General features: G+C 37.9%; 13 protein-coding genes. 5 read left to right on the forward strand and 8 right to left on the reverse strand.

Translation table 11 applies throughout. The annotated features are described in order from the left end of the window. Window positions 1-100: 100 nt before the first annotated feature. The 5 genes from JOC73_RS11455 to JOC73_RS11475 all read right to left on the reverse strand — a co-directional run bounded on the left by JOC73_RS11455 (window position 101) and on the right by JOC73_RS11475 (window position 5,763). Window positions 101-1,345, reverse strand: coding sequence for a DUF418 domain-containing protein (locus tag JOC73_RS11455; RefSeq protein WP_204403336.1), 1,245 nt, complete (start codon window positions 1,343-1,345; stop codon window positions 101-103). Window positions 1,346-1,501: 156 nt separating this feature from the next. Continuing rightward, entirely contained in the window at window positions 1,502-2,611 is a 1,110-nt protein-coding gene (locus tag JOC73_RS11460) for a Ger(x)C family spore germination protein (RefSeq protein ID WP_204403338.1), read from the reverse strand. After that, on the reverse strand, window positions 2,595-3,701 hold the full coding sequence (locus tag JOC73_RS11465) for a GerAB/ArcD/ProY family transporter (RefSeq protein WP_204403340.1): 1,107 nt from the start codon (window positions 3,699-3,701) through the stop codon (window positions 2,595-2,597). The genes JOC73_RS11460 and JOC73_RS11465 overlap by 17 nt, the downstream gene beginning before the upstream one ends. Before the next feature lie 13 nt (window positions 3,702-3,714). After that, window positions 3,715-5,205 carry a spore germination protein gene (locus tag JOC73_RS11470; RefSeq protein WP_243427956.1) on the reverse strand — a complete coding sequence of 497 codons (1,491 nt, stop codon included), beginning with the start codon at window positions 5,203-5,205 and terminating at the stop codon, window positions 3,715-3,717. Between the two features lie 78 nt (window positions 5,206-5,283). After that, the gene (locus tag JOC73_RS11475; protein WP_204403344.1) at window positions 5,284-5,763 is read right to left on the reverse strand and encodes a phosphatidylglycerophosphatase A family protein; all 480 of its coding nucleotides are present in this window, start codon (window positions 5,761-5,763) and stop codon (window positions 5,284-5,286) included. 172 nt (window positions 5,764-5,935) lie between these two features. Here JOC73_RS11475 and JOC73_RS11480 point away from each other — a divergent pair, with 172 nt between their 5' ends. Beyond that, window positions 5,936-7,564 carry an amidohydrolase gene (locus JOC73_RS11480; RefSeq protein ID WP_204403346.1) on the forward strand — a complete coding sequence of 543 codons (1,629 nt, stop codon included), beginning with the start codon at window positions 5,936-5,938 and terminating at the stop codon, window positions 7,562-7,564. A gap of 90 nt (window positions 7,565-7,654) precedes the next feature. Further along, window positions 7,655-7,828 carry a hypothetical protein gene (locus JOC73_RS11485; protein ID WP_204403349.1) on the forward strand — a complete coding sequence of 58 codons (174 nt, stop codon included), beginning with the start codon at window positions 7,655-7,657 and terminating at the stop codon, window positions 7,826-7,828. Between the two features lie 80 nt (window positions 7,829-7,908). Here the strand turns inward: JOC73_RS11485 and JOC73_RS11490 are convergent, their stop codons facing one another. Beyond that, window positions 7,909-8,583: a YukJ family protein gene (locus JOC73_RS11490; RefSeq protein ID WP_204403351.1), complete on the reverse strand. Its 675-nt coding sequence runs from the start codon at window positions 8,581-8,583 to the stop codon at window positions 7,909-7,911. A gap of 21 nt (window positions 8,584-8,604) precedes the next feature. Beyond that, window positions 8,605-8,838, reverse strand: coding sequence for a hypothetical protein (locus JOC73_RS11495; protein WP_204403353.1), 234 nt, complete (start codon window positions 8,836-8,838; stop codon window positions 8,605-8,607). 183 nt (window positions 8,839-9,021) lie between these two features. On the opposite strand from JOC73_RS11495, the gene JOC73_RS11500 reads away from it, so the two are divergent. From JOC73_RS11500 to JOC73_RS11510, 3 genes are all read left to right on the forward strand, one after another. Further along, window positions 9,022-9,510, forward strand: a complete 489-nt coding sequence (locus tag JOC73_RS11500; RefSeq protein ID WP_204403356.1) for a M48 family metallopeptidase — start codon at window positions 9,022-9,024, stop codon at window positions 9,508-9,510. A gap of 35 nt (window positions 9,511-9,545) precedes the next feature. After that, window positions 9,546-10,184 (forward strand): MBL fold metallo-hydrolase, encoded by a 639-nt coding sequence (locus JOC73_RS11505; protein WP_204403358.1) that lies wholly within the window; start codon window positions 9,546-9,548, stop codon window positions 10,182-10,184. Between the two features lie 71 nt (window positions 10,185-10,255). After that, entirely contained in the window at window positions 10,256-11,131 is an 876-nt protein-coding gene (locus JOC73_RS11510; protein WP_204403360.1) for a DUF6671 family protein, read from the forward strand. Between the two features lie 92 nt (window positions 11,132-11,223). Here JOC73_RS11510 and JOC73_RS11515 read toward each other — a convergent pair whose 3' ends face one another. Further along, the gene (locus tag JOC73_RS11515; protein ID WP_204403363.1) at window positions 11,224-12,435 is read right to left on the reverse strand and encodes an alanyl-tRNA editing protein; all 1,212 of its coding nucleotides are present in this window, start codon (window positions 12,433-12,435) and stop codon (window positions 11,224-11,226) included. Between the last annotated feature and the right edge of the window lie 37 nt (window positions 12,436-12,472).

The raw sequence follows: 12,472 nt of genomic DNA on the forward strand, positions 1-12,472 counted from the left end.
GTCTACTACCCCTAAAAAAATGACTGCTGAAAACCATTGGTTTAACAGCAGTCTTATTTTTGTGGTTTTTTATCTTATTTGCTTAGGGGGTTTCTTATTTTTAGAGGGTACCTCCGTAGGTGAGCTTCCTCCACACCCATTCAAAGGGACCGTACTTGTGCTTTGCTAACCAAGCCTTGCTATAGATTAATTGTATGCCATAGATGACAAAGGTAATCAATACTCCTACAGCTAATCCTACACGATTTAATAGTCCTAGGCCATAGCCGTAGAAAATGAAGGAGGCAACAATACATTGAACTAGATAGTTAGTTAAGGCCATTTGCCCCATGGAGGTAAGGGGCTGTAAATACTTTGCAAACTTGGGCTTCTGCCACAGAAGGACAAGGGAGGTGATGTAGAAGACAGACCCGAAAACAGTAGATATCTCCTGTAGTAAAATGGCCATTGGCTCGGCTAATAGAGTACTGACAGTAACAAGATCATATTTAAAAATGCTGAAGATAATTGTGGATATAGCAAAACCTATCCCCGCCCATAGGCAGGTCTTTTTGATTAAAGATAAATGCTCCTTAACATTCTCCAGCACTCCTTTTTTTCCCACATAAAGTCCGATTAAGAACATGCCTAAAATTTTAGGGATTAGAAATAGAAGGTTTTTTATTGTATACCCTGCTTCATTTTTTAGACGATAGCTTAGCACATCTATATAAGAGCCTGATTGGTACACCATCAATGATTCATCCATTTGGGTATAGATGGTAGTCTGATACTCCTCTATATACTGAGGGTCCATTACCACCATGACGAGTTCGTTTAGGAAAGTTAAGGAGGTAAAAATAAAAGTGGATAGGATCAGTAAAATAAAGATCCAATTTCTGATGGTTTTCAACTTACGATTTCTAAACATTAGCAATAAAAAGCCTATGATGCCGTATACGTGGAGTATATCACCGTACCATACCAATGAAAAGTGCAGTATTCCGAAAATCAAAAGAAAAAAAGAACGACGGAGAAACAAACGGGTAGGCTTAGGGTGCTTGATTGCTGCCCGTTCCATAAAAACATAAAATCCCAAACCAAATAGAAATGAAAAAATAGTGTAAAACTTTCCCTCAGCAAGAATTTGAATAAGGAGGCCAGCCAAACGATTCAAGCCTCCCTCCAACGACAGTGGATTTGATAGGGGGGATTTTAATGCCATCTGCGTGAATAGGGTGGTGTTAATCATGGCTAAGTTCACCAATAGTACTCCAAATAAAGCGAAGCCCCTGATAAGATCCATTTCCTTAACTCTTTCTTTCGCTGCTACGGGTTTAATGAGTGCTTCATTGACATTTTCCATTTTTTACAATCTCCTCTCCAATGAATTGCAAATGTTTCATTTATACATATTATACCAAAATAGTTGTAGTATTGTAGAGGAACTGTTAAAAAAATAAATAATTTCAAACAACACCCAATAGCATTGATCGGCTGGGTGTTGTTTTTACAAGGAGTTTTAATGGGTGATGCCAACTGTATCAATCTTTAATTTAACATCTATGTTTATGGTTGCATTAGAAAAATCGTCGGCCCAAGTGATTGCATCAAAAAAATCGGGATGGTTGGCCCGTACATAGAGTCCATACCCAACACTGTCGGTCTTTAGCTCTTGCAATTGCTTAGCTGTTTCCAGCAACTTGTCTTTGAAATATTTGGAGAGGATTGTTTCAATTTCCTGTATTTTCTTTACATTAAATACGGATTCAACACGTGTGTATTCCGTAAGATTTGCATCTATTTTGACCGTCTGATTAATATACAACTCGGAATCTCTTAGTTCGGTCTTTATCTTGGTATTACCTCCTGTAAATCTTATTCCGAGATTTCCATCAAGATCTTTAACATCTTCATTGTTCACAACAAAAAAACCACTGAGTATTTCCCCTTTTAAAATCATGAGAAACCTAGAGTATTCATCCATTAAAATGTGTATCAACTGATCCCCTTTAAAGAGAGCTGTAGATGAGACTTCTGTAATATTCGTATCAGCATCGTATTTAATGTAGGGGAGGATAGGGTCTATTCCACTAGTAAAGTATTGGTGGTGGAAATTCCTCAAGGTTGTGAAGGGCACTTGTGTTGCATTATGGCTTTGCTCAATGGCACGAAATAAATAGGTACTGATAAACAGGGAGACTGGAGGGTCCATATCAAAGAGCTCTTTCGTTTCAATATCAGAAACTGCAAATCGAGTGGTGCCTGGGAAAATAGGCTCCCTAAGCATACAGTCAATATGCTTCATTATGCCCTGTTTTGCTGCTTCCTCAGAGAATACAATAACTCTAGTATTTCCATAGGATATTTTACGATAGACTTTGAGCTGGAAATTGCTTTTTGCATCAGATAATGAATTAACCTTCGCTGAAATTTGATACTTACTTTCGGGAGCTTCATCAATTACTGTGGGAAACTCAATAGTAACAACATACTTTTCAGGATTCTCATCACTAACATCAATACCAATTCCATAAACAATCAGTAATTCTTCTAAGTCTTGTGAGTCCCAGCAGGAAGTTAAAGGAACGGTTAACAAGAAGATTATAAGGATCTTAGCTATTTTTTTCATGTTTACTCTTCCCTCCATGAACGAATACCATAATTAATAGAAGAAGCGGTAGGAGTAGGCCAAAGAAAATATTTGCTTTGCCAATGATACCTCCAATTTCAACGACTTGAGGTGTATTTCTAGGTAACAAAGTAAGAACAAACAAAATAGGGGATTGTAGAAACACAAAAAAGCCAGTTGTCTTGGTTTTAAAGATTGACTGTAGTAAACTACAGCCAGCAAAGTATTGTAATCCAATAGTACCCAGTACAGTAAAGAGCCAGAATATAGTGAAAAAGAGCTCCATTCTTTCTATGATTGGGAAATCATAGGCCCTCAAGTAATTAATGGAGGGATACAAAACCCGCTGCAGCTCCTCAGGACCAAATAAAGCCATTTGAGAGATAACCGTAGTTGTATAAAAAAGCGTAACGATGATCACTGAAATCATGGAATATTTAGCGACTGGCTTTTCCTTATCGGAGATATAAGGATAATATACTAACATGACTTCATAGCCACCAAAGGCGAAAAAGGAAGGAACTACCCCCGAAAGAATAGATTTTAAGCCAGTACCTCCTATAGGTCTTAAGTTAACTAATCGAATCTCTGGTATTCCAACAGCCACTAGTAAAGCGAGGGGAACTAGCAAAAATATAATTACTTCATTGAATCTTGCCAAAACTGTTAGACCATGGCTTAACATATACACTGAAGTTGCGATAATTAAAAAGATGATTACATATATTGGCGTATCGGGTAAGAACCAAGTTAAAATCATCTCAGTTAGAAAACGAATGATTGTTGCAGTAGCCAATAGACCATACAAGGCAAAGGATATGGTAATGATGTATCCTATCGGTTTACTCAGAAGCCTACTAGAGTATTGTAGGAAATTATCTTGAGGAAACCGACTGGCAACATAGACGATTGCCATTGTAATCAAGCTAATGAGTATTCCATTGATTAATACAGAGATCCATGCATCCTGTTTAGATACTTGGGAAACTACTCGGGACAAGCCTAACACGCCTGTCCCGATCATTATACTGATGATGATAATAAAAGCTTGATTGGCTGATATTTCACCATTTGTATGTTTACGATACATTGCAGTTCCTCCTTTACCACCTATTGTAATTTTTTTTATTTGCAGACTGAGGTCTTTTTCGGAACCCCCACAGGGGTTTCCTGATAGCAGCATCCCTTGTCAATTCAGAGGATATCGGAGCCAAGGGAGAAAGATAAGGATAACCAAAGGAAGATAGGCTGCATAGGTGTACAATAATCCATGACCATGTGATGATGATCCCAAAGGCTCCAAAGGATGCTGCAAGAAGGATCATCGGAAAGCGCAGGAACCTTAAAGGAAAAGTGGTACTGTATTGGGGAAGTACATAACTTCCTAGGGCGGTTATGGCAACAATAATCACCATAACAGGGCTGACTAGGTTGGCGCTTACAGCGGCGTCACCTATTACGATGGCCCCGACTATACCAATGATTTGTCCAATAGTCTTGGGTAATCTAGCGCTGGCTTCCCTGAGTAATTCTATCGTAAGTTCCATTAAGAGTGCTTCAATCACAGGTGGAAAGGGAATCTGGGCCCTGGTTTTAGATAAATCCAAGATTAAATCTGTAGGGAGCATTTGCTGATGAAAGGAAATAAGGGCTACATAAATAGCTGGAAAGGATGTGGCTATAAAAAAACCCAGATATCTTATCCATCTTGTTAAGCTACCATAAATGGTCCTTTCATAATAATCTTCAGGAGACTGGAACAACTGAAAAAAAGTAGTTGGTAATATCAGTACCTGTGGGGCACCATCTATAATTAGGGCGATTTTACCTTCTAATAAATTGCCACAGACTTTATCAGGGCGTTCGGTTATTTGAAATTGAGGGAAGGGAGAATAGGGATGATCTTCTAATAACTGTTCCACATAACCACTTTCAAATACACCATCTATCTCAATGTCCTGTAGTGCAGAAAGCACTTCATCTAATAGTTGCTTATTGACTATATCCTCCATGTACAAAACATTGATATTTGTTTTACTTCTGCTCCCTGCCTGTAGCTGCTGGGCTTTGAGGGCAGGATCCTTCAGTTTTCGCCGAATTAGACCTGTATTCGTAGAGATACTCTCAGTAAATCCTTCTCGAGACCCACGAACGACACTCTCAGCATCTGGCTCTTCAACAGATCTTTCGGGCCATTCTTTTGTATTTAGTAGCAAGCCCTCATCAATGCCATTAACTATCATTAAACTATTGCCTGAGAAGATTGCGTTGATTATTTTATCATAATCTCTTACTTGAGCTATACCATTTATAGGGATAACATCCTTTAAAATATCTAAATGAAGTTGCTTAATGATTGTTCTTTCTTTCACAGGATTAAAGTGAATTATGGGCTTAATGATATTTTCATTTATGGTTTGGGCATCCACTAAATTGGAATTGAATACAAGGACTAGATTCACAATCTTACCATGATAATTTAATCTCAATTCCCTATAGATAATGTCATAGCTATCTTTGAAGACTTCTTTTAGCTGTAGTAAATTATTTTCTAATTTTTTTTCTAATAGGGTTCCTTTATATTTTGAATCCATCATGGCCTCCTCCAATCCTTCCCAATTTACATTACATTATAGGATTGCCTAAAATTTTGTAAATTATGCACACTGACTTTATTTAATGTCAAAATCTCCAAAGGCATGGGCCATCCTAGAGCAGGCAGCAGCCACAATACCAGACAATAAATCATCTAAAAATGTATTCACCTGACCACCTTTAGCGTCATTGACTTTTCCGATAATACCAGGCTTAATCTTGTCCAAGTGCCCAAAATTAGTTAAGCCGATTGAACCATAGATGTTGGTAATACTAAGGGCTAGAATCTCATCAATCCCATAGAGGGAATCATCTCTTTTTAGGATTGATAATAGAGGCTCTTCAAAAAGATTTCTTTCTGCCAGCTGATCTATGGCAATCCCCGTTAATATAGCATTTTGAACCTCTCTTTTTTCCAATACCTTGTGGATATTCTCCATGGTAGCCTCTATAGTAATATCCGGTATATAATCTATTTGAAGATCATAGGCAAGCTTAGCCAAATCGGTTAGGGAAACACCTCTTTTTTCTAACATTTCAATAGCTTTTTCCTTCATACAACCATCTCCTCTGTTATTAATCAGTTTAAATTTTAAATTTTAATCCTATGCTTTAAAGGTCTCCAATATAAAAAGTATTAGACCATAAAAGCGAAAATATTCTAAAGAAATAAAAAGTATGTTAGTATAATTTAAGGAGATTATTTCGATACGCTAAGGAGGGGGAAATATGAGAAAGATTTTTATTAATGGTAAAGTAATGACAATGCAGGATGGAGAAATGGCAGAGGGTTTTTTAGTAGAGGGAGAAATTTTTAAAAGGGTTGCCTCAAATGAAGAACTTTTGGCTTTAAAGGATGATGAAACAGCAGTTGTGGATCTGGAGGGGAAATGGGTGCTACCTGGTTTTAATGATAGTCACATGCATTTAGTAAGCTATGGCCTTTCTACGAAAAAGGTGGACTTAAGAAATTGTAAGTCCCTAGAAGAGGTGGGAAGTACCATCAAATCCTACATAGATAATCTAGAGGAAAACTATTTCGGTGAATGGATTGTAGGACATGGTTGGAATGAAGAAAATTTTGACCAATCAAAGCTCCCAACAGCAGATTTTTTAGATACCATCACGACAGCGTATCCCATATATCTTTCGAGGGCTTGTTATCATATCTGTGCAGTAAATAGTAAAGCCCTAGAGGTGGCTGGAGTCAACGAAAAAACTCCAGACCCAGAGGGGGGTAAGATTGATCGTTATCCAAACACTCAAAAGCCCAATGGCATCTTGAGGGAAAATGGATTGTGGCTGGCATACGAAAAGATTCCAAGTGTGACAGAGGTTCACCAAATAAAGAAGGTAATCCAATCGGCAGTAGAGGACGCCCTAAAGGTAGGATTAACCTCAATCCAAACGGAGGATTTTGGACAGGTGGAGGATTTTAAAAAGATGATTACTGCTTATCAAGAGTTGGAGCAGGAGGGTAATTTAAATCTTAGAATCAACCTTCAAATGCTACTGCAGGAAAAGGATAAACTTCAAAGATTAATTGATTTAGGCTATCATTCGGGTATGGGAAGCAATCTGCTGAAATTTGGCCCCTTAAAGATGTTGGCGGATGGCTCCTTAGGGGGACGAACAGCAGCCCTCAGGGAAGGCTATGCCGATGATCCAGAGAATAAGGGGATATTGATATTTGAGGATCAAAAACTAAAGGAACATTTAAGATACGCCACAGAAAATAATCTACAGCTGGCTGTCCATGCTATTGGAGACCAAACCATGATTCAGCTATTGGATATCTATGAAGAAATTTTTGGCAAAGGTAATGATAGAAGACCTAGAATTATCCATTGTCAGATTACCGATCAAGAAATCATAAATCGTATGGCTAAATTAAACGTAATCGGTGATATTCAACCAGGATTCCTGCCAACGGATCTAAAAATGGTGGAGGCAAGGGTTGGAGAAAACAGGGCTAGGGAAAGTTACGCTTGGAAATCTATGCTTCACTCTGGAGTACATGTGGCAGGTGGGTCTGATTGCCCTATTGAATCCTTCAATCCTTTCTTAGGAATCTATGGTGGGGTGACTCGAAAGGACTACGAAGGTAAGCCTGAGGCAGGATGGAATCCTCAAGAATGTTTGACGCTAGAAGAAGCTATAGGGTTATATACCACAGGAGCCAGCTATGCCACCTTTGAGGAGAACATTAAGGGGAAAATCCAAGAGGGATATCTTGCTGATTTTATTGTACTTAAGGAGGATATTAAGGCGATCCCAGAGCTGGAGTTGAAGGATGTAACTGTATTGGAGACTTATGTTGGTGGGGTTTGTAGGTATCACAAGCATACATGTCATTAGATGTAAAAAAAATCACAAATTAAATTAGGGATATAACTCGCCTCTGCTGTAGATAATATTATCGAATCAGTATTAAAGGAGGTGGAGTACATGCCAAAAGCTAAACAATACGTAGACCAAAGTATGTCATCTGTACAATCTACAGTGAATACATTACAACAAGCTCTTAATGCAGCTGAAAAGCCAGACAATAAGAACAAGATTCAACAAGCAATCAATTCTTTAAACTCTGCATCACAACAATTATCAGGATACCAAGATTAACAAATAATGAATAAAACAAGGAACACTTTACTTTGAGGAATCTTAGTAAAGTGTTCTTATATTATAGGGAAATCATATTTTTAAAGTATTAGGTTTACTTCATTATGTCTACACATGATTATGGGATTACCATCTTCATCTGTACACCAAGACTGGCAAAAGAAAGCTAAAAAAATACCGACCCAGATGGTTTCATATTGGATTAAAATACATCCATCTTGAAAGGTGCCATTATCATTGTAAAATTTTCCTAGATTCCCTTGGTTCATATGAATGTTGTGGATACCATTAGTTGGCTGGAACCCAAACACATAATCTTTGCTCTTCGAAATAAATTTAGATCCATAGATATACACAGTTGCTTTTTCAGCCTGTGCTTTTTTTATATGGTTATCAATTAAGTCGTTTAAATCATTGTTGGGACCTTCGATATGATGCATTAAGGGCTTCATCTTAGCGGAATCAAACAATTTGCTACGAATATAGTCAATGGCAAGCTCTTTATTAGTACTATCAACTCTAGTAAAGCCATTTGATAAGGTTGGAAGAAGAGAAAATAAACTTGAGTTAAATTCTTCAGCAGCTAAATATAAGACCTTCGATTCTTCACAACTGGACAATACATTAATAGCCACCCGATAATAAATATTATCTTCTCCTTCCATGTGGATTTGATAATGGGGGGTATGCTTATTTCTTTCGGGTTTTCCAGCAATTACAGACCCCTTCAGTACACCATAATTTTTCACTGGCATAGTCTTCCTCCTAAAAAGCCCCTACCTGTTATTTTCAGGTTCATATGGATCTTCTTCATAATCAAATTCAAACTTTTTCATGGTCCCTTTGTTGGTAAAGGATTGATTATTCTTATTTTGTCTCTGTAGATTATTCAACTGATCGTAGGGGTCCTCTTCATAATCAAAGTTTGTTCTAAATAGTGGCGAATTTTTTTTCTTGATAACAATCAACTCCCTTTTGTAAGCTAAAAGCAAAATGTTGGATATATTCAAAAATTGAACCTTCAGATGTATTTTATCATAACAAAACGCTAGGGAGAATCACTTTTCGTCTAATTCTCTGAATAAAACGGTTAGAGAGAAAGGAAATATGTCTAGAATGTAGAATCAAATGTGTATAGAAGTTAAGTAGAAATATTATTTAAATCAAATTAGCTAAAAAATAAGGAGTAGAACATGAAACAACAACCTCAATTCCATTGCTATTATCTAGGGAATCCATACCCTTTATATACAATAGTTGACCCATCAGTAAAAAAAGTTACGATCCAATGGGATGGTGAAGCCTTTACCTGTATTACCCCAGAGGAAGGAGAAATAAATATTAATGATGCCCTCAAATCCTTCTATACTAAGGAAAGCAAAAGGGTTATAGAAGAAAGACTAAAGTTTTATCAGCCCCAATTCAAAGTAAAATACAAATCCTTCTCCATAGAAAATGATAGTAAAAAATGGGGGAGCTGTAACTCTAAAAAACATCTGACCTTCCATTGGAAGCTGTTGATGTTTCCTCTATATGCTATTGATTATGTGGTGGTCCACGAGTTATGTCATTTAGTCCATATGAATCATGACCGTTCCTTTTGGCGTTTGGTGGGGAAAATCTGTCCAAACTACAAGGAAGCAATGGCGATATTGGGGACTGAGAAGACGAGGGATCTATAATAGTAGAATAAATTTATATACAAAGGAGTATTACAATGAAAATCGAGAAAATAGTTGTAGGAATGAACGAAACCAACACCTACATAATTAATGACGAAGAAAACAATGAAGCCCTAGTAATTGATCCAGGGGATGAAGCTAAAAAAATTATGAAATACATCGATCGCAACCAGCTACAGCCTGTTGGAATTATACTGACCCACTTTCACCACGACCATTCAGGGGCAGCGGAGGAATTAAAGAAGAAATACAACTGTCCCATCTATTCCCATAAGAAAGAGGTGGAGGGGCTAAAGGACCCAGAATTTAATCGTTCTTTAGAGCGGTGCAGAAAACTAATTTCCTTTGCTCCCGATAAAACCTTATCGGAGGAAAACGTAATTACAGTGGGGAATATAGTGCTACAGATAATCCATACCCCAGGCCATACCCCAGGAGGCATTTGTCTACAAGTGAAAGAAAGCAATATCATCTTTACGGGGGATACCGTCTTTAAGGATGGCTTTGGTAGAACAGATTTACCCGGTGGTAATGAAGAACAGTTGAAAAAATCCATCACCAACAAGGTGGCAAAATGGAGTGATGATATTGTAATCTATCCTGGTCATGATGAGATTGCCACCATGAAGGAAGTAAGGAGGATGAATCATCCTTACTTGAAGGCTAAGAAATAGTAAATTTATAATTTATTTGCAGTGGGATAAAATATATTATTATAAAGGCTTTAGGGAAAGGGGTCTAATTAATGGATCAGCATCAATTAATTCATTTGTTCTTTAAGGGGCGTACTGGGGTTTTAGCGACCATGCACAAGAAAGAAGAGGTAATTGCACCTATATTGGAGAAGGATCTAGGTATAAAGATTACTATTCCAAAGGACTTTAACACCGATGTGTTTGGGACCTTTACCAAAGACATTGACCGTAGGGGAAATCAGCTGGAGGCAGCAAAATATAAAGCAGAAGCAGCTATGGCCCTAGAGGACAAAACAATAGGAATTGCCAGTGAGGGGGCCTTTGGACCCCATCCCATTAGTCCATTTTTGCCCTTTAATCGAGAAATAGTACTATTAATTGATAAAACAACTGGTTTAGAAATCTATGGGATCTCAGCAACAATAGAAACCAACTACATGCACAAAATGGTGAAAAGTTTTCAAGAGGCAATTGAATTTGCCAAGGAGGCAGGCTTTCCCCAACATGGAATTGTGATTAAGGTAAAGGAATCCAGTACAGATCCTAAGGAAATAATTAAAGGAATTATAACAGAGGCAGATTTGGAAAAGGCAGTTGAATTTGCCTTGGCAATGTCAAGTAATGAAAAAATCTATATAGAAACAGATATGAGGGCTCTTTACAACCCAACACGGATGAAAAGCATAGAAGCTGCCACGAGGGATCTAGTTACTAAACTATATAACTTATGCCCCCAATGTTCTTGGCCTGGCTTCCAAGTGGTGGACAGCAAAAAAGGGCTACCCTGTAGTTGGTGTGGACTTCCTACAGAGCTGATTCTTTCCCACCGATATCTCTGTACTAAGTGTGGATATTCCGAGGAAAAACCCTATCCTAATGGGATTGAAAAAGCTGACCCAGGAAGATGTGGCTATTGCAACCCTTAATCTAACAAGTAATTTATATAATATGATATAATAAAAAACTGATTTCATATCTAAATTAATTAGAAGAAAATCAGTTTTTTATACTTTAGACTTTATTTCAAATACTCATTCTTAATCTTCATCACAGCCGCCGTCATCAATCCATCAAGATTTGAAAGATTACTTCCGCCCCCTTGGGCTGTCTGAGGATTTCCGCCACCTCTACCGTCAACTAATTCAATCACTTCTTTAAATAGCTGATTCATGTTAATGTCAAGATCTTTAGATCGAGTAAAGACCACCTGAGCCTTGTCCGTTTTAGTGGCTAATAAAGCAACAGTGTTAGGGTATTGATTTAGAGAAGAAGCCATCGATTGAAGGGTTTTAAAATCTTCCCCATCAAAAACCTTTACTACTAGAGAACAATCCTTATGGATCTCAGCAGAAGCATGGAGCTCCTTGATTTGATAATCCATCAATTCCCTACGATATGTACGAAGGGTTTTCTCGAGTTTTCTGCTATCAGCAACAAGTTTTTCAACAAACTCCTTCGTTTCAACATCCTTTATGGATAATAGGTTTGAGATCTCATTGATTTGTCGATTTTTCCAAGCAGCGTCCTTTAATGCTCTTCCACCACAGACAAACTCTACTCGGATATGGCCCTTCATTTTTTCCCATTTACGGATTTTAATCTGTCCTACAGAGCCCGTCTGTAGGGGATGGACGCCTCCGCAGGGGGAGAAGTCATAACCCTCCACCTCTACAATTCTGATGCCCTCTGTTACCGATGGTGGCTTCCGTAGTGGCAACTTCTTCAGCTCCTCGTCATTTGGAAAATGGGTGAAGACCTTTAGGCTACTAAAAACCACTGCATTAGCCTCTGACTCAATTAAACTTGCCTCCCCATAGGTAAGGGAATCCTTAGTGACATCAATGGTTACATATTCATTACTTAGATGAAAGCCAACTGTGGTGGCAGAAAACAGCTTTTCAAATACAGAGGAAAGGATATGCTGTCCTAGGTGCTGTTGCATTAAGTCTAGACGCCGTTCCCAATCAATTTGGCAGTCTACTCCTTTAGTTTCAGTAGGGGCTTTTTCCACCACATGATAAATTGTATCATTTTCTTCATAGACATAAACGACAGCACTGGAGCCAATAGTCCCCTCATCCCAAGGTTGTCCACCACCTTCGGGGTAAAAGGCAGTTTCCTCCATTACCACAACAAACTTAGATGGATCTATTTCATAGGGCTCTATTGAAAGGATATTACTTTTAAAGGAGGACACAGTGGCATCCTCCCAGTATAATTTTTTAGTCATTTTCACACCTCTTTTTTCTCATTTTTCTTTAGTAATC

The organism is Alkaliphilus hydrothermalis, from assembly GCF_016908555.1.
Lineage (GTDB): Bacteria > Bacillota > Clostridia > Peptostreptococcales > Natronincolaceae > Alkaliphilus > Alkaliphilus hydrothermalis.